The organism is Pedobacter sp. NO84 (assembly GCF_059703915.1).
In genome coordinates this window covers 1044162-1063139 of the sequence record NZ_AP046575.1, presented here as the reverse complement: position 1 = coordinate 1063139, position 18978 = coordinate 1044162, and the positions used below count along the sequence as shown (strand labels likewise).

Below are 18978 nucleotides of genomic sequence, written 5' to 3'. Positions count from 1 at the left end.
ATCCCTGGCAAAGCCTAAAAACTTACAAACAGAATTAACCAAAATATAAACTTAATTTATTTGTTATGAAAGGAAAATTTACGTTCGTTATTTTGCTGTTTTCCCTATTTTTTTCGCTGAGTGTTATGGCTCAGGAAATTGATGTTTCGGGAAAGGTAACATCCAAAAGCGATGGCCTGCCCTTACCTGGGGTAACGGTAAAAGTTCAAGGGACAACTACCACGGTAGCTACCACTGCTACGGGAGATTTTAGGATACGCATTCCTAAACTAGGCTCCATTCTGGTTTTTTCCCAAATTGGAATGACCACCTTAACTGTTGCGGTTAACAGTACCGACCCAATCAATGTATCACTTGTTGATGATAGAAGCGATTTAGAACAAGTTGTTGTAGTGGGATATGGTACACAAAAGAAAAGTGTGGTTACCGGAGCCATTTCACAGGTTAAGGCTGCAGATTTAGAAAACATGCCCGTAACACGTATCGAACAATCGTTACAGGGCAGAACTGCCGGCTTAACCATTACCACAAGCTCTGGACAACCTGGCGATGGAGCAACCCTTCGCATTCGAGGTACCACATCTATCAATAATAGCGAAGCCTTATATATTGTTGATGGGGTTCAGGTTGGAGGTGGGATCGATTACTTAAACCAAGCTGATATCGAATCTATAGAGGTACTGAAAGATGCAGCCTCTGCTGCTATCTACGGTGCTCGGGCAGCCAATGGTGTTATAATCGTAACTACTAAAAAAGGTACCAGAAATGGTAAACTAAATGTAAATTACAATATATACCTAGGTAGCCAAGAGCCATCCAGAAAGCTAGATCTTTTAAATGCTACACAATATGCTACACTTTATAATGAAGCAGAGTTTGCTAAAACACCCACATTAACTACACCACGGTTTCCAAACCCTTCTCAATATGGAGTTGGAACAGATTGGCAATCAGCCGTTTTTAACAACAGTGCAAACATCCAAAACCATGAGCTTAGCTTGAATGGAGGTAACGATAAATCTACTTATTACAGTTCTTTTGGCTACTTTGATCAGGATGGTATCGTTGCTACAGACAATTCGAAATATAAAAGATTTACTGCCCGTTTCAATTCTGAACATCAATTGGCACGTGCAATTAAATTTGGCCAAACCATTGGCTATACACGTACAAATTCTGTTGGCGTGGGTACCAACTCAGAGTTCGGATCACCATTGGGAAGAGCCATAAACATTGATCCAATCACTCCAATAGTTGAAACCGATCCATTAAAATACAACGCAGCCCCTTATAGCACTAATCCCGTGGTGAGAAATGCGTCAGGACTGCCCTATGGAATCTCTCAATATGCACAATCAGAAATCCTAAATCCAATTGCTGCTTTAGCAGTTGCACAGGGAAATGGCTGGTCTGACAAAGTTGTTGGGAATGCATACATTGAGGCGGAGATTATCAAAGGACTTAAGATCAGATCTCAAGGAGGAGTTGATTTAGCTTTTTGGGGAAGCGAAGGGTTTACTCCTATCTATTTTCTAAACTCAATTAACCAAACCACGATCACTTCTTATAATAGAAACTCGAACCGAGGGCTATTTTGGTCGGTCGAAAATACGGTTAGCTACAATAAAGCTATTCAAAAACACAATTTAACTGTATTATTGGGTTATTCTGCTCAGAAAAATAGAGGTCAAACGCAAGGAGGATCAAAAGATGGTATTCCTGTTACGAATCTAAAAGATGCATCCCTACAGTTTCCAGTTGCACGAATTAATGATGTGTTTTATGGTGGCGAATACCTGAATACCCTAAACTCATTATTTGCCCGCTTAACCTATAATTACAATGAAAAATATCTATTTACAGGAATTGTAAGACGTGATGGTTCATCTCGCTTCGGACCAAACAACAAATATGGGTACTTCCCATCGGGATCTGCAGGATGGATTGCCAGTAGAGAAGATTTCTTCCCTCAAAATAAAGTAGTTACTTTCTTAAAGTTTAGAGGATCTTATGGAGTAACGGGTAACGATAACATTGGGGATTTCAGGTATTTATCTACTGTTAGTGGCGGAAGAAACTATACGTTGGGCACATCAGCGGGATTAAACAACGGTGTTAGTCCTGATGCGTTGTCAAATCCAGATCTGAGATGGGAAGAAACATCTTCTACAGACATAGGAATGGATGTTACCTTTTTTAATAACCTAACCCTAACCGCGGATTGGTATAAGAAAAAGACCAAAGGAATGCTATTACAGATCGCAGTACCAAGTTATGTGGGCAATACTGGTCCGATCGGAAATATTGCAGATCTGAGCAATACCGGTTTCGAACTTGAACTAGGTTACAACAAAAGAATTGGCAACTTCTCTTTCAGGGTAGCTGCCAATGGGTCGTTTGTTAAGAACAATATCGACTTTTTAGGAGAAGACAAACAATTCTTAGGAGGCCAAACCGTTACGCCACAGGCACTTGAAGTAACCCGCACCATGATTGGGCATGCCATAGGTTCATTCTATGGATTTAGAAGCGATGGTTTATTTCAAACCCAAGCCGATATCAATAATTATAAAAATGCAAGTGGCAATCCTATCCAACCTGCTGCTAAACCGGGCGACATTAAATTCTTGGATTTAAATGGGGATGGAGTAATTAGTCAGGATGATAGAGAAATTATCGGCGATCCTACCCCAGACTTCACCTATGGTTTTACTTTAAATGCAGGTTACAAAGGATTTGACATGGTATTATTGGGTCAGGGAATTGCAGGAAATCAGATTTTTAATGCCTTAAGAAGGTTTGATCTACCTAGTGCAAATTACACTACCGACATCTTAAACAGGTGGACCGGCGCCGGAACAAGTAATACTATACCAAGATTAACATTAGACGATACCAATAATAATTATAGCAGAGTATCGAGTATGTTCTTGGAAGATGGTTCATACTTCAGGGTAAAAGTGCTACAAATTGGTTATACACTTCCTTTAAAATGGGTTAATAGAGCCGGCTTAAACAAGGTAAGATTTTACTTGATGGCAAATAATTTATTAACCTTAACTAAATACAAGGGCTACGACCCAGAAATAGGTGGTGGAAGTTATGGTGTCGACCGTGGGTTTTATCCGCAGGCAAGAACCTATTTTGCAGGTTTAAATATTGGTTTTTAAAAAATAGCATGATGAAATATAAATATATACTATGTACGATCGCAATAGTTGCGATGATGCAAGCTTTTGTATCCTGTAAAAAGGACTATCTGGAGCTAACGCCAAAAGGTACTGCATTAGAAGATAATTTCTATAAAAATGAAACTGAGGTAATGCAGGGCGTGATTGCTGTTTACGATGTAATGCAATGGGGCACAACGGGTGGGTATACCATGAAAATGCCTTTGTTAAGTGCTGCTTCAGACGATTGCTGGGCAGGCGGTAGTAATGCTCAGGATCAACCTGGATGGGTTGCCTTCGATAATTTTAACATGGATTCGAGGGTTGGCCCACAGTCTGGCCTATGGTCTAAGAACTTTACCGGCATAAACCGAGCAAATTTAATCTTAGATAAGATAGAAAAATCAACAACCTTAAGTGCCCCTTTTAAAACTAGGGTTACCGCAGAAGCAAAATTCTTAAGGGCTTATTTTTACTTTGATCTGGTTCGTTTCTTCGGACGCGTACCGTTAATCACTAAAGTATTGGCCACGAGTGAGCTATACACGCAAACACAAGCAACCCCAGCAGCAATTTACGCACAGATAGAAAAAGACCTAAGGGAGGCTTATCCTGGATTGCCACCTACCATTGCCGCTGGCGAAAAGGGTAGGATTTCTATGGGTGCTGCAAAAGCCCAATTGGCTAAAGTATTGCTCTATCAAAATGACAATGCAAAATTGGCAGAAGCAATCACCTTGTTTGAAGACGTGAATAAGGTTGGTAATGCTTATGGATATGCTTTACTTCCTAATTATGCTGATATATTTAGTCCAGCAAACAAATTTAACGCAGAAGCAATTTTGGAAATTCCACATTCTAATAATGCTGCATGGTCTGATTGGGGCTGGATTAATGGTGGCGAAGGAAACGTTGGTACCCAGTTTATTGGTATGGATAGCTACAATGGTGACACCTATTCGAGCGGATGGGGCTTTTGCCCAGTTACCTTGGATCTGGTAAACGTATTAAAAACTGATCCACGTTTTGCGGCGTCTGTAATTGATGGTGCGGCACTAAAAGCTTTAGGCGCAACTTATAATGCTCGTTATCAGAACACCGATTATTTTATTAAGAAATACGCGCCATTAAAAGCATTTCGCTCAGCGAGTGGTGTTGCCGAACAAAATTGGCCAATTGATGAAATTGAGATAAGACTGGCCGATACCTATCTCATGCAGGCGGAAGCCTTGGTTAAAGCGGGATCCAATCCTACTAGAGCTAAAGAGTTATTGGATGCAGTAAGAGCGCGGGTTGGACTGGCCTCTATCCCAGCAACGTTGGATAATATTTATGCTGAGCGAAGATTGGAACTGGCTACTGAAGGTCATCGTTTCTTTGATTTGGTAAGAACAGGTAGAGCTTCAGCAGTTTTAGGTCCTGTTGGATTTAAAACAGGAAAAAGTGAGTATCTGCCTATACCACAATCAGAAATTGATGTTACTAAAGGAGGTATTTCACAAAATCCAGGTTATAATTAATCATTAAAAAAATGAAAACAATTAAAAATAGCATGAAAACATTAACCTGGATTGGGTTGTGTTCGGTAGTATTTCTACTGGGTTCTTGTAAAAAGAGCGAAACTACAGGGGAATTGGGAACCCCTCCTAACGCCAGTGAACTGGTTATCGTAGCTACCCCTACTGCTGCAAATCCGAACATCATAGATTTTAAAAGTTTATATAATGGTATTAATGCCAATTGGGATTTTGGAAACGGTACTACCGCAAACGGAAATGAAGCCCAATCTGGCTATCCTTTAGCGGGCACCTATACCGTTAAATTAACCGTTTTGGCTGCAGGTGGATCGGTATCCACCACTAAAACGATCACTATTGCAAATACCAATACCTCAATGCTGAGCGATCCTGCCTATACCCTACTTTCTGGCGGACTAACCGTGCCTGCGGGTAAAACCTGGGTGATCGATCAAACCCAGCCGGGACATTTGGGCGTGGGACCTATCACCTCTGGTGGACCAGATTGGTACCAAGCCGGGCCCAATGAAAAAAATGGAACTGGTTTCTATGATGATGAGATGACCTTTCAAATGAGTTCAACTGGTTTAAAATATACCTATGCCAATAATGGAACTACATTTGCCAATGCATCAAACGCTCCTGGAATTGGGGGCCCAGTGGGAAGTAATGACCCAACAGTTAATTACACCCCTCCCACAAATTTAACCTGGGTAGTTTCTAGTACTGGAGGCAAAAAGTACCTAAACATAGGTAATAATGGATTTATTTCGTATTACTTAGGCGTTTCGCAGTACGAGATCTTGAATTTAACAGCAGACGAAATGTGGCTAAGATCTGGTGATAAATCAAATGCGGGGAATGCATGGTACCTTAAGCTGATCAGGAAAGGATATGTTAGACCAGTGGTTCCACCAACATTAAAACCTATTCAAGCAGCTAATATTACAGACGATTTCCAAAGTACCGCAACAGTTACGTGGACAGCCGAAAACATGGATTATATCAGGTCTTATGATAATCCTTCAAAATTCCCTATCAATACTTCGGCAAAGGTAGGATACTACGAAAAAAGAACGGGCTCTGATGGGCAGTATGGAAACTTAAATGTAACCATGCCTTATCGTTTTGACCTGACCACTAAAAACAAGGTTAGGTTAAAAGTATTTTTCCCTGGAGCAAACGACTTTACTAAAGTAGCTGCACAGGTTTCTGTGAAGTTGCAAAACTCTTTACTTGGAGGAAACGCCTGGACCACTCAACTTGAAGTGATCAAGCCAATTACTGTAGCCCAATATGATAAATGGGTACAGTTAGAATTTGACTTTTCAGGCTGGTCTACACAAACTTTATATGACAAAATTGTGGTTCAGTTAGGCGGAGAAGGCCATCCAAACCCCGGTATTTTCTATATTGACGATTTCGAATTCAAATAAAATGCAATTACTGCCTGGTTAATTGCCAGGCAGTATTAAATTTAATTCCCATGATATTTAAAAAAATTAAAAAAGGATACTTTCTAATTGCGATCTCAGTTGGTTCTATCTTATCGTGCCAGTCCTGCTCCTCAAAAAAACAGGAAGAACCTATCATTACTCCTCCAGCACCAGTTGTGGTTGAAGACAAACATTGGAGTTTTGAAAGTACACCCACTTGGGCCGAAGAATTTGATTATACGGGTTTACCCTTAAGTTCAAAATGGGACTATGATCTAGGAGGATCAGGATGGGGCAATAACGAAAAACAATATTACACCAATGTACTTGCGAATGCCAGCGTAGCTGATGGAAAATTAGCCATCACCGCAAAAAAAGAGAGCATGGGTGGTATGGCCTATACATCGGCCCGTTTGGTAACTCGTAATAAGCTCGACTTCCTGTACGGCAGAATCGAAATAAATGCCAAATTACCCACAGGTAAAGGTACTTGGCCTGCAATTTGGATGTTACCAACAGACCGTGCCTATGGAGATTGGCCAAAATCTGGTGAAATAGATATTATGGAACATGTAGGCTACGATCAGAATAATGTGCACTTTACAACCCATACCGAAGCTTATTATTTTAAGATCAATACCCAAAAAACAAGTACCAAAATGATCCCAGATGCAAGTACTGCTTTCCACAAGTACCGCATGGATTGGACACCCTACGCTGTGAGGGGATATTATGACGATGTACTCGTATTTGAATTTGCTAACGAAGGTAACGGATACAAAGTTTGGCCATTTGATAAACGGTTTCATTTATTGCTTAATTTGGCCGTTGGCGGCGATTGGGGTGGTGCACAAGGAATTGATGATACTATTTTCCCTCAGAAGATGGAAGTCGATTATGTGAGATATTATAAAATGATCGAAAAATAAGTAATATAAAGTCAACTAACCTTAAATTAACCCTTTAATGCCCTGGCAGTGCTGGGGCATTTTTTTCGCTTAGCGGATGATATCCTAATTTCATGCCTGTAAGTTTAGCTCTTGGTCATGGTCAATGGTCCATAGTCAAGTGCTTGGATTCATAGTGAATATCACATAAAATATCGTTGTCATAGTCATTATTTAACTAGAAATTTAAAGCAATCAAAATTGCGGTTAATTTTCAACAGGGATGCTAAAACTGAAAATCTCATTGCTATATTCTTTGAAAAATATGTAATGGCATTTAAATTTGAAAAGTTAGAAGTTTGGAAAATCTCGTTAAAACTATCCAATGAGATTGATTTATTAGCAAAGGGATTTCCAAAAATTGAGTTGTTTAGTTTGACAACTCAAATTAAAAAAGCTGCAGATTCAGTTAATCTCAATATAGCTGAGGGATGTATGGGACAATCAAATGCAGAATTTTCTAGGTTTTTAATTTATGCAGGGCGTTCTGGTTTGGAGGTTGTAAGCTGTTTATTTATGGCTTTAGATAGAGTGTATATTTCTGATTTGAGATTTAGAGAATTGTACAATTCTTATGAGCATCTCTGTAAGATGATCTCAAAATTAAAGAACTCGTTGAAATAGTTAAGTTCCTCCTTTTCCATAAGACCTCGCTCTATTAATAAAAGCCATAACGATATGTTAAACTTTTTTTGGCATCTGTCTCCTTCAATTCCTTATTTTCCGTAACACCCTATGCATCACATCTATCGTCTATCGTCTATCGACCATGGTCTAATAATTTATAAATTTACGTTCATACATGAGATTTTTGTGTAGCTTTGTACCCCGTACAAAAGCAATTAAAAAGGCATAAACCTATTTAATTTCACAAACTCACAAACATGACTAAGTATATTTTTGTTACGGGCGGTGTTACTTCCTCACTAGGTAAGGGCATCATTTCCGCTTCATTAGCCAAACTTTTACAATCAAGAGGATATCGGGTAACCATCCAAAAATTTGATCCTTATATCAATATTGATCCGGGGACTTTAAATCCGTATGAGCACGGCGAATGCTACGTTACAGAAGACGGCGCCGAAACCGATTTAGACCTAGGTCACTACGAGCGTTTTCTTAATACCCCTACTTCTCAAGCCAATAACATCACCACTGGTCGTATTTATCAAAACGTAATAAATAAAGAGCGACAAGGCGATTATCTAGGTAAAACCGTTCAGGTGGTACCACACATTACCGACGAAATTAAGCGCAACATGCGTATTTTGGGTGATTCTGGTAACTATGATATCGTAATTACCGAACTAGGTGGAACTGTAGGCGATATTGAATCTTTACCTTTTATCGAAGCTGTTCGTCAGTTTAAATGGGAAGAAGGCCCAACCAATGCTATTGTTATCCACTTAACACTTATTCCGTTTCTTGCGGCAGCTGGCGAGCTAAAAACCAAACCTACACAGCATTCGGTAAAAGCGTTATTAGAATATGGCATCCAGCCTGATATTTTGGTTTGTAGAACTGAGCATCACATTAGTATGGATATCCGTAAGAAAATTGCCTTGTTCTGTAATGTAAATGTAAATGCAGTAATCGAATCCATTGATGCTTCATCAATCTATAGCGTGCCATTGTTAATGATGAAGGAGCAATTGGACAAAACCGTACTGAGCAAACTAAAATTACCTTCTAAGAATGAGCCCGATATGGAAAGCTGGAAAGATTTCTTGGGACGATTAAAAAACCCAACTGCCGATGTTAAAATCGGATTAGTGGGCAAGTATGTAGAACTTCCCGATGCTTATAAATCAATAACAGAAGCATTTATTCATGCGGGTGCAAAAAATGAGTGTAAAGTTAGAGTAGAATATATTCCCTCAGAAAGTATTTATCCAGACAATGTAAAAGAAAAATTGGGTCATTTACAGGGAGTTTTGGTTGCTCCAGGGTTTGGAAGCAGAGGAATTGAAGGAAAAATTGAAGCCATAAAATATGTAAGAACGCAAGAAATTCCCTTTTTTGGTATCTGCTTAGGAATGCAATGTGCAGTAATCGAATATGGAAGAAATGTATTGGGACTTAAAAATGCAAATACTTCAGAAATAGATGAAAATGCCGAACATCAAGTAATAAATATGATGGAAGAGCAAAAGAATATCACCCTTAAAGGTGGAACTATGCGCTTGGGAGCCTATCCTTGTGATATTAAAAAAGGAACAAAAGCCTTCGCTGCTTACGGAAAACAGCACATTACCGAAAGACATAGACACCGCTACGAATTTAATAACAGTTATTTAAAGCAATTTGAAGATGCTGGGATGATCGCATCAGGTATTAATCCAGAGAGTAATTTAGTAGAGATTATTGAGCTAAAAAACCATCCTTTTTTCGTTGGTGGACAATTTCACCCAGAATTAAAGTCAACAGTTGCAAATCCTCACCCACTTTTTGTTAAATTTGTCGCCGCTGCAATGGAGCGTGCCAAAAAGAAACAACTTGTTTAACAAAAGCAAATCACCCTTTTTGATTACAGTGGCACCACCAGCCGCTAAAACAACATAATGATAGATGAAATTAATACAAAGTTTAAAATAATATAATGGATAGAAATACTTTCACAGGTCTGTTCCTGATCATGGTAATATTAGGAGCGGCATTCTTTTTTATGCCTAAGCCAGATCCGGCCGAAATGAAAAAGCAGCAGGCCTTAATTACCGCCGACTCTCTAAAGAAAGCAAACGCTGGAAAACCTGTAACTACAGCGCAATCAACCACAGTAAATACTCCAAAACAACCTGATTCTATTGCATTACAAGGCCCGTTTGGAGGCAATATCAATGGAACAGCTACAACATCAGTGTTAGAAAATGATAACCTAAAATTAACATTCACTAATCTTGGAGGTAGAATTTTATCGGTTCAAGTCAAAAAAGAACATACCTACTATGGAAAGCCAGTGATCTTATTTGATGGGTATGACAATAAATTTGGCCTAAATCTAATTATTGATGGAAGAACCATAAATACCAATACGCTTTATTTTACGGCCACACAAACCGCATCTAGGCTATCTATGCGTGCAAATTATAGTGCTGACAAATACATCGAGTTTGTTTACGACCTTCAACCAACAGGAAATAATGTTGGATTTAATATTAACCTAAATGGTTTAAATCAGGTTGTACAAGGAAACACCATTACCTTAAATTGGGAAACCACCTTGTTACAGCACGAAAAAACGGCCAAAAAAGAGCAAGAACATGCCGCACCCTACTATAAATACGTAGAAAAAAATCCCGACCATTTAGGCATGGGAGGTGATAAAAAAGAAGACCTAAAAGATGGGAAAGTAGAATGGTTTTCATTTAAACAACAATTTTTCTCAGCAGTACTCGTTCCTCAGATCCCTTTTGAGAAAGGTAATCTAGAAGTTAAGGTCTTAACGGATACTGGAAAAGTAAAATGGTACGGTGCAAATATGCAACTACCCTATAACCAACTTGCTGCGCAAAGCTATGCCATGAAATTTTATTTCGGCAACAACAAATTCGATAACTTAAAAGCACAAGGTCAAGGAATAGAGAAACAGGTTGATATGGGTTATTTCCCGTTAAAATACATCAACCGTTTTATTGTGTTACCGGTATTCCAGTTCTTGGAAGGATTTGGTTGGGGATACGGATTAATCATCTTGGTATTAACGATTTTGTTAAAAGTTGCCATGTCGCCACTAACCTATAAATCTTATATCTCTATGGCCAAGATGAGAATCTTGAAACCCGAAATGGATGAGATTAAGGCGAAGGTAGGTGATGATAACCAACAACTTTTGCAACAAGAATATTTAAAACTCTATAAACAGGTTGGGGTAAACCCACTCGGGGGATGTTTGCCCATGCTATTGCAGTTACCTTTTGTAATGGCGTTCTTCTTCTTCTTCCCTAACCTATTCGAACTAAGAGGCGAGAGTTTCCTGTGGATGAGAGATCTTTCTACGTATGATGATTTCATTAAGTTTGGGTTCACCATTCCAATGATAGGTGATCACTTAAGTTTGATGTGTATACTAATGACCATATCGACATTAATCTATACCTATTTTAATAATCAGATTTCAGGAGCTACTGGGCAAATGAAATACATAGGATACATAATGCCCATCATTTTCTTAGGAGTATTAAATAGTTATCCGGCAGGATTAAATTATTATTATTTCTTGGCTAACATGTTAACTTTCTTGCAACAGTATTTGATTAGGAGAATGGTTAATGATGATAAGATTCATGCTATTTTGCAAGAAAACAAGGCAAAACCTGCTAGTGAAAAGAAAAAATCGAAGTTTCAATCACGTTTAGACGATTACATGCGTACACAAGCTCAGGCTAAAACGCAAGAAAAGAAAGGTAAGTAGAGCGTTTGGCGATAAGCGTTAAGCGTTATACAAGAAAGCCGCGGATGTGCAGATTAACTGCAAACTGCGGCTTTTTTAATGTGATATTGTATGATTGTGGTATGGCTAATGAACCTCGCCATACAATTTAATCTCTAAGAGAGCCCTTTGGGCCAATCAGCCAATACAACAATTTTAATACACATCATTGAATTGTCCATAAATTTTACAATTTTTAGGCCTCGATACCGCCAAAGCTCAAAAACTATTTTTAAATCAATCTATATATTCTGATGAAAAAAAAATTAACCTTTCTTTTTTTATTATTTGCAACTGTAGCATACGCTCAAAAAAAACCGTTGGATCATACTGTTTATGACACTTGGGAAGCTGTAGGAGCAAAACAACTATCAAATGATGGCCTTTGGGCAGCTTACCAAGTAAACCAGCAAGAAGGTGATGCAAATTTATACTTCCAAAATAGTGTCACGGCTCAGAAAATTAAGATCTCAAGGGGATCGCCTATAACTGGGCCATTATCTGGGGCAAACGGAATGTTTCTGTTTAGTGCCGATTCTAAATTTGCCGTCTTCGCCATTAAACCATGGTTTAAAGACACCAGATTAGCAAAAATTAAGAAGAAAAAACCAGAAGAAATGCCAAAGGATTCATTGGGGATAGCTAATTTAACAACTTTAGCCATTACTAAAATTCCAAGAGTAAAGTCTTTTAAATTTCCAGAAACTGGGATGCCAATTTTAGCATATAATCTAGAGAAGGCCCCTGATACAAGTAAAAGGATAAGGCCCGGTGCTCCTGGTACAGAAAATAAAAATGATGGTGATTATTTAGCAGACGACGACCTTCCTGGAAGTGCATCAAAAGAAGGGTCAGATCTTGTTGTGAAGAATTTAGCAACAGGCGTAGAACGTACCTATAAATATGTGATCGACTATGCGTTTAGCAAAGACGGCAAACAACTCGTGTTTGCGTGTACGGGCTCAAAAAAAGAAAAGTCAGCTCCACAGGGCGTGTTCCTGTTAAATACTGAAACCGCTGTACTTAAAACCCTGGTTAAAGGCAGAGGAAATTTCAAGGGTTTCACTTTCGCAGAAGATAGCGAACGCTTGGCATTTTTGGGCGAAACAAGTCCTGAAAAACAAGAAATTAAAGACTTTAATCTTTATTATAACTCTATAACTTTAGATACCGCACAGGTTTTGGTAGACAAAGATATGATAGGCATGCCCGAAAAATTTAGTGTTAGTGGCGACGGCAGGGTTTCATTTAGTAAAGATGGAAGCCGATTATTTTTCGGCATTGCCCCGATCAAAAAACCTAAAGATACCACCTTGGTAGATTTCGAAAATGCAAAACTTGACATTTGGGGGTATAAAGACGATTATTTGCAGCCAATGCAGTTGAAAAATGCTGATCGTGAACTTAAGAGAAGCTATTTAACCACCATTGATATCTATAGCGCAGACCCTAAAATTGTGCCCTTAACAGACTTAAAACTGCCTGAAGCGAGTATCGTAAATGAAGGAAATGCAGGATATGTATTAGCTTCAACAGATTATGGTAACCGTATCCCATCCCAATGGACGGGGGGCGCTATTCGCGATTATTATTTGGTTGATGTAAAAAATGGAACACGTAAGAAAATTATAGAAAGTTTAGATGGTAATGCTTCTGCATCGCCCGATGGCACTTACATTTTATATTACGATAAGAAAACCATGGTTTGGAAAACTTATCAGGTTGCTACCGGAAAAATCACGGTTTTAAATACCGGCATGACCGTTAAATTCTACGATGAAGAAAATGATGTGCCTGACGAACCAAATAGCTATGGCTTTGGCGGGTGGACCGAAGAGGATAAAGCAGTACTGTTATATGATCGCTATGATATTTGGCAATTTTCTCCAGATGGAAAATCGGCACCAAAAAACCTTACAAATGGATTTGGAAGGACTAACGGTATTACGTTCCGGGTAGAACGCACCAATCCCGATTTTAGATTTTTTACCAAAAAAGATGTACTCTGGTTAGATGCGTTTAACAATAACACGAAAGAAACTGGATTTTATCGTAAAGCGATTAACGATAACAAAGCCCCAGAATTAGTGGTAATGGCTCCGTTTAAATATTCGAATTTAATCAAAGCCAAAAATACAGAGGATTATATCTTTGATAAAGGCAATTATGTAAATTCTCCAGATGTTTATATCTCGAAAGACTTGAAAATTGCTACAAAATTAAGTAGTACCAATCCCCAACAAGCTAATTACAACTGGGGGACCGCAGAATTGGTGAAATGGACTACGCCAAAAGGATACAAATCCGACGGTATTTTGTACAAACCAGAGAATTTTGATCCTACCAAAAAATACCCAATGATAGTTTATTTCTACGAGAAATTATCAGAAGGACTTTACAGCTATAACGCCCCTGCTCCTACACCATCACGTTTAAATATTCCATTTTTTGTGAGCAATGGATATTTGGTTTTCGCACCTGATATTAGCTACGAAACCGGTCACCCCGGTAAATCTGCAGAAGAGTTTATCAATTCTGGTGTCGAAAACTTAAAGAAAAATGCATGGGTTGATGGAACAAAAATCGGAATCCAGGGACAAAGTTGGGGAGGTTATCAAGTTGCACATCTTATTACGGCAACAAACATGTATGCTGCAGCTTGGGCGGGTGCTCCGGTAGTAAATATGACCTCTGCCTATGGTGGAATTCGTTGGGAAAGTGGAATGAACAGACAGTTTCAATATGAAAAGACACAAAGCAGAATTGGTGCTACCTTATGGGAAAAACCAGAGTTGTATATCGAAAACTCGCCATTATTTAACCTGCCAAAAGTAACTACGCCCGTAGTAATCATGAGTAATGATGCAGATGGAGCGGTGCCATGGTACCAAGGAATTGAAATGTTTACTGGGCTAAAACGATTGGGCAAACCGGTTTGGCTGTTAAACTACAATAACGAGGCGCATAATTTAGTGCTCCGTCAGAATAAAAAAGACATTCAAATTCGTGAACAACAGTTTTTTGACTATTATCTAAAAGGGGCAAAAGCACCGGTTTGGATGGTTGGTGGTATTCCAGCAACCGAAAAAGGAAGGACATGGGGATTTGAATTAACGGATGAGAAACCTTAAAAAAGACTTTCTAGGTTTAAGAAACTTCGAAAGTTTGCTCCAAGATCACCATAATTTTAAAGAGAGCCGGTTGAAAGACCGCTTTTTTAAACATCAGGATATCCTCTCCCTTTTAAAAGGTTTATCAGCGGATTTTGAGATCAAGGAAATTGGGAGTTCTGTAAATGGTCTTAGCATTAACCTGATAAAATGGGGCAAAGGCAAAACCAAAGTATTTCTTTGGAGCCAAATGCACGGGGATGAGGCCACTGGAACCATGGCACTCTTCGATTTGTTTAATTTTTTGCAAAGTGAAAACTCAACTGTAAAACTGTTAACTGACAACTGTCAACTGTTTATCATCCCCATGGTAAATCCTGATGGAGCAGCCGTATTTACTAGAAGAAATAGTCAACAGATTGATATTAATAGAGATTATCTTCAATTGGCAACCCCAGAAGCACGAATTTTAAAGCAATGCAGAGAGGATATCAATCCAGACTTTGGATTTAACCTTCATGACCAAATTACCTTATGGAGTGTTACCGGAAGCTTAAAACCTGCTACTTTATCTTTCTTAGCGCCTTCGGCCGATGAAAAACTGAGCATTACCGAAACCCGAAAAAAAGCGATGTTGGTAATTGCTGATATGTTTAAGCAGATGGATAAAATTTTGCCCCACCATATCGGATTGTTCAAAGATGAATATGAACCCAGGGCATTTGGCGATAATTTTCAGGCTGCCGGAACATCAACTATTTTAATCGAAGCAGGAGGATACTCGAATGATTTTGAAAAACAGGAGATTAGAAAGCTATATTTTGGAGCAATGTTATCAGGTTTAATTTCAATAGCAACTAAAACCTATAATGAACAAGACTTAACGCAATATTTTAAAATTCCTCAGAATAGCAAGCAGATCTTTCATATTCTGATTGATAACCTATTGTTAAATGGGATTACAGTAAGCGTTGGTATAAATTATGATGAATTTCCATTGACTGATGGAACAGGCACATTTAAAACGTACCATATCGAAGATGTTGGCGATCTGAGTTTCTGTGAGGCATATGATAAATATGATGCCACCTCTGCCCTGCTCACAGGAGAAATCGTGGTTTTTAAAAATGCGCATTTCGAGTTGGAGATAGATGGAAAGTTGATTTTATCATTTAACAATGGAGAATTACTTTAAAAAAATACTACATTCAAATAAAAAATAAAAGAAAATGGCATTAAGTAGGATTTGGAGTGCATTTATAATCGTCGCTATTTTGGTGGCTACCTATCAAATGTTAGTTTCAGATAATGGTAAAGGCATGTACAGCCGCATGGTTGTAGGCAAACAAGGTGATACTTCTCATACCACAATAATCGACAGTACTAAACTGGCCCCCACTATAATTACTGCCATTTCAAAAAATAAAATATATAAATCAAGTGAAATTAGTTACGCCAAAAATTCAAAAAACGAATACATTTCTTATCATGAACAAGGTAGTGATGGGGTTATAGCAACCTGTTGGAACGCAGTTGATCTTTGCTTAAAACTGATTGGGGTTTTGGCCCTATTTATTGGGTTAATGAGTATCGCCGAAAAAGCTGGAGGAATTAGGCTACTCTCTCGCATTGTTGGTCCATTTTTCTCTAAACTTTTTCCTGAAATTCCAAAGGGACATCCTTCTATGGGCCATATGATCATGAATTTTTCTGCCAATTTATTGGGACTAGATAATGCTGCAACACCATTCGGACTAAAAGCAATGGAGAGTTTACAAGAACTAAACCCCAACAAAGAAACTGCAAGTAATTCGCAGATTATGTTTTTATGTCTTCATGCAGCTGGGTTAAATCTTATTCCGGTAAGTGTGATCGCAATTAGAGCAACAGCAAATGCTACAGATCCAACTGATGTGTTTATTCCATGCCTAATCGTGACGTTTGTTGGTACGATTGCGGCGATGCTAATTGTTTCATTTAAACAAAAGATTAATCTGCTCCAACCTGTTATTTTGGGCTGGATTTTAGGTATATCAATAATAATAGCACTCTTGGTGGTGTATATTACTTCATTAAATACTGATGGAATTAAATTATTCTCAGGTCAGTTAAGTAATGGATTGATATTATTGGTGATTCTATTAATAGTTTTAGGAGGCATTTATAAAAAAATAGACATTTTTGATGCCTTTGTAGAAGGAGCTAAAAATGGGTTCGAAACGGCTGTTAAAATTATCCCATATTTAGTTGGGATGCTTGTTGCCATTAGCATGTTACGTACAAGCGGAACATTTGACGTAGTAATTATGGGAATCAAGCAATTCTTTGTGATGCTGGGTGCCGATACCCGTTTTGTAGATGCATTGCCTACTGCATTAGTGAGGCCTTTAAGTGGAGGCGCCGCACGTGGGATGATGGTAGACGCGATGACAACCTATGGTCCTGATTCTTTTGCCAGTAAACTATCAGGTGTCTTCCAAGGGGCAGCTGATACTACTTTTTACGTTATTGCAGTTTATTTTGGCTCTGTAAGCGTAAAAAATACCAGATATGCTATTGGCGCCATGCTGTTGGCCGATTTGGTAGGTGTGTGTACTGCTATTGGTTTGGCTTACCTATTCTTTGGGTAAAAGGATTGCACAGATATAAATGATTACACAGATTATTAAAGATTACACAGATTTTGGAGCCAAGCTTTCGAATGGCGCAAATGTAAATCCTTCTAAAGAAAAATTATATATATTGTTAAGCGAAATTAAGCAACTCCCAACTCTAAACTCCCGACTCAAGCGTAATTTGCTTCCTGTGGAACAGCTATTTTGCCGATAATCTGATCTAAAACCGTGGGATCTAAATTTGTAAATTTTGATGAGTACCATTTTTCAGACTTATCATCTAACCAGATGCAGAACGAATGGCAATCTTCTAATATTACGGCGTAGGTTAAATGAAATTCATCGTGAATTCGCATACAGAACCCGTTAAAGGTCTTTCCTTTAACATCAAATTGGAGGTCTAAATAATCGTTCAACATGGTTTTAGGTTTTAGGGTTATATCATAACAAAATGATTACTCCTTTGTTTGCTTAAAATCAAAAAACGTAGAGAGTAGGGTTGTAATTTTCACCTGATAAATTTCATCTAATGAGCATTCTAAATTTGTTGGTCTGAGCCTAGTCGAAGACTTGTTATGCCTTTGAATACCCTCGGGGTGACAGCTGTGGGAAGCCCTTCAAGTATTTGCGGATAGGCCTTGCTTATTGCATAATTTCTGAAAACAATCGATAAGAATGCAACCTTGCGTCATGATCATAAATATGTGAGGTTGCCATAATCTCATTAATTTGCGTTTGATCGATAAACGAACTAAGCTGATCTTTTAATTTTGCCCGTCCTCCGATAAAAGCGATGGCCAGCATTTGGTTAACTGCCTCTTCCTCCATCCTATCCCAAATTTGATCCATACTTGGGATTGGTGGCTGCAATAATCTACGTTTGCCGGTAACAATACCCATAAATAATTGCTTAAGAGATGTTGCTAATTGTTCGGCTTCTTTATCTGTATCTGCAGCAACAACGTTAACGCATGCCATTACATACGGCTTTGCAAGGGTTGCTGATGGGCGAAAATTTTGTCGATAAATTTGAATTGCCTCCATGAAATAGGTCGGCGCGAAGTGACTGGCGAAAGCATAAGGCAATCCGTAAGAAGCAGCCAAATGTGCGCTGTCTGTGCTTGAACCCAAAATCCATATGGGCACCTCTGTTCCTTCGCCTGGAATGGCCCTTACTTTGCTCTCGCTATTGGCATGGGATAAGTATCGTTGCAGTTTGAGCACATCTTGTGGAAAGTTGTGTGGCGCTGAAAACCGTTCCCCTCTAATTTCCATCGCAGTTAACTGGTCTGTCCCAGGTGCTCTGCCCAACCCTAAATCGATCCGATTTGGGTATAGGGTTGCCAAGGTTCCAAATTGTTCTGCTACAATTAAAGGAGAATGATTTGGCAGCATTATACCTCCAGAACCTACGCGTATGGTTTGAGTATGCCCAGCGATATGCCCAATCAGGACAGATGTTGCCGAGCTGGCCACACTAATCATGTTATGGTGCTCTGCCAACCAATAGCGTTCGTACCCTAATGCCTCTGCATGCTGCGCAAGTGCAACACTATTTTTAAAGGTATCTGCTGGGGTTTTATCTTGAATTACTGTAGCTAAATCTAATACAGAATATGGAATTTTCATGCCTCAAAGATAGACAGAAAATGAGTACAAAGATTTTCGCTTCGCGGATGATTACACAGATTTGATGATTACACCCACGCCTACCGGCAGGCAGGGATTTTAAGTTAACTGGTATGTTTCAAATC

General features: G+C 38.8%; 12 protein-coding genes. 10 read left to right on the top strand and 2 right to left on the bottom strand.

What is annotated here, in order from left to right:
- Positions 1 to 65: 65 nt before the first annotated feature.
- From AC6H0V_RS04725 to AC6H0V_RS04680, 10 genes are all read left to right on the top strand, one after another.
- Entirely contained in the window at positions 66 to 3170 is a 3105-nt protein-coding gene (locus AC6H0V_RS04725; protein ID WP_497562564.1) for a SusC/RagA family TonB-linked outer membrane protein, read from the top strand.
- Between the two features lie 8 nt (positions 3171 to 3178).
- Positions 3179 to 4690, top strand: a complete 1512-nt coding sequence (locus tag AC6H0V_RS04720) for a RagB/SusD family nutrient uptake outer membrane protein (RefSeq protein WP_497562563.1) — start codon at positions 3179 to 3181, stop codon at positions 4688 to 4690.
- Positions 4691 to 4701: 11 nt separating this feature from the next.
- Positions 4702 to 6123, top strand: coding sequence for a PKD domain-containing protein (locus AC6H0V_RS04715; RefSeq protein WP_497562562.1), 1422 nt, complete (start codon positions 4702 to 4704; stop codon positions 6121 to 6123).
- Positions 6124 to 6173: 50 nt separating this feature from the next.
- Entirely contained in the window at positions 6174 to 7052 is an 879-nt protein-coding gene (locus AC6H0V_RS04710) for a glycoside hydrolase family 16 protein (RefSeq protein ID WP_497562561.1), read from the top strand.
- 219 nt (positions 7053 to 7271) lie between these two features.
- Positions 7272 to 7694, top strand: a complete 423-nt coding sequence (locus AC6H0V_RS04705) for a four helix bundle protein (RefSeq protein WP_497562560.1) — start codon at positions 7272 to 7274, stop codon at positions 7692 to 7694.
- A gap of 260 nt (positions 7695 to 7954) precedes the next feature.
- Positions 7955 to 9574 carry a CTP synthase gene (gene pyrG / locus AC6H0V_RS04700; protein WP_497562559.1) on the top strand — a complete coding sequence of 540 codons (1620 nt, stop codon included), beginning with the start codon at positions 7955 to 7957 and terminating at the stop codon, positions 9572 to 9574.
- Positions 9575 to 9669: 95 nt separating this feature from the next.
- Positions 9670 to 11481: a membrane protein insertase YidC gene (gene yidC, locus AC6H0V_RS04695; RefSeq protein WP_497562558.1), complete on the top strand. Its 1812-nt coding sequence runs from the start codon at positions 9670 to 9672 to the stop codon at positions 11479 to 11481.
- A gap of 272 nt (positions 11482 to 11753) precedes the next feature.
- On the top strand, positions 11754 to 14630 hold the full coding sequence (locus tag AC6H0V_RS04690; protein WP_497562557.1) for a S9 family peptidase: 2877 nt from the start codon (positions 11754 to 11756) through the stop codon (positions 14628 to 14630).
- A complete protein-coding gene (locus tag AC6H0V_RS04685) occupies positions 14617 to 15804 on the top strand; it encodes a M14 family zinc carboxypeptidase (protein WP_497562556.1) in 1188 nt (395 codons plus the stop codon). Before AC6H0V_RS04690 ends, AC6H0V_RS04685 begins: the two co-directional genes overlap by 14 nt.
- A 34-nt stretch (positions 15805 to 15838) precedes the next feature.
- Complete coding sequence (locus AC6H0V_RS04680; RefSeq protein WP_497562555.1) at positions 15839 to 17239, top strand: nucleoside recognition domain-containing protein; 1401 nt, start codon at positions 15839 to 15841, stop codon at positions 17237 to 17239.
- A 155-nt stretch (positions 17240 to 17394) separates the two neighbouring features.
- Here the strand turns inward: AC6H0V_RS04680 and AC6H0V_RS04675 are convergent, their stop codons facing one another.
- Positions 17395 to 17643 carry a hypothetical protein gene (locus tag AC6H0V_RS04675; RefSeq protein ID WP_497562554.1) on the bottom strand — a complete coding sequence of 83 codons (249 nt, stop codon included), beginning with the start codon at positions 17641 to 17643 and terminating at the stop codon, positions 17395 to 17397.
- Between the two features lie 223 nt (positions 17644 to 17866).
- Entirely contained in the window at positions 17867 to 18853 is a 987-nt protein-coding gene (locus AC6H0V_RS04670; protein ID WP_497562553.1) for an LLM class flavin-dependent oxidoreductase, read from the bottom strand.
- Positions 18854 to 18978: the final 125 nt, after the last annotated feature.

Bases quoted from the DNA above. Each gene is read 5' to 3' on its own strand.
- pyrG (WP_497562559.1), top strand. From the start codon at position 7,955: ATGACTAAGTATATTTTTGTTACGGGCGGTGTTACTTCCTCACTAGGT.
- AC6H0V_RS04690 (WP_497562557.1), top strand. From the start codon at position 11,754: ATGAAAAAAAAATTAACCTTTCTTTTTTTATTATTTGCAACTGTAGCA.
- AC6H0V_RS04680 (WP_497562555.1), top strand. From the start codon at position 15,839: ATGGCATTAAGTAGGATTTGGAGTGCATTTATAATCGTCGCTATTTTG.
- AC6H0V_RS04725 (WP_497562564.1), top strand. From the start codon at position 66: ATGAAAGGAAAATTTACGTTCGTTATTTTGCTGTTTTCCCTATTTTTT.
- AC6H0V_RS04675 (WP_497562554.1), bottom strand. From the start codon at position 17,643: ATGTTGAACGATTATTTAGACCTCCAATTTGATGTTAAAGGAAAGACC.
- AC6H0V_RS04670 (WP_497562553.1), bottom strand. From the start codon at position 18,853: ATGAAAATTCCATATTCTGTATTAGATTTAGCTACAGTAATTCAAGAT.
- AC6H0V_RS04710 (WP_497562561.1), top strand. From the start codon at position 6,174: ATGATATTTAAAAAAATTAAAAAAGGATACTTTCTAATTGCGATCTCA.
- AC6H0V_RS04685 (WP_497562556.1), top strand. From the start codon at position 14,617: ATGAGAAACCTTAAAAAAGACTTTCTAGGTTTAAGAAACTTCGAAAGT.
- AC6H0V_RS04720 (WP_497562563.1), top strand. From the start codon at position 3,179: ATGATGAAATATAAATATATACTATGTACGATCGCAATAGTTGCGATG.
- AC6H0V_RS04715 (WP_497562562.1), top strand. From the start codon at position 4,702: ATGAAAACAATTAAAAATAGCATGAAAACATTAACCTGGATTGGGTTG.
- yidC (WP_497562558.1), top strand. From the start codon at position 9,670: ATGGATAGAAATACTTTCACAGGTCTGTTCCTGATCATGGTAATATTA.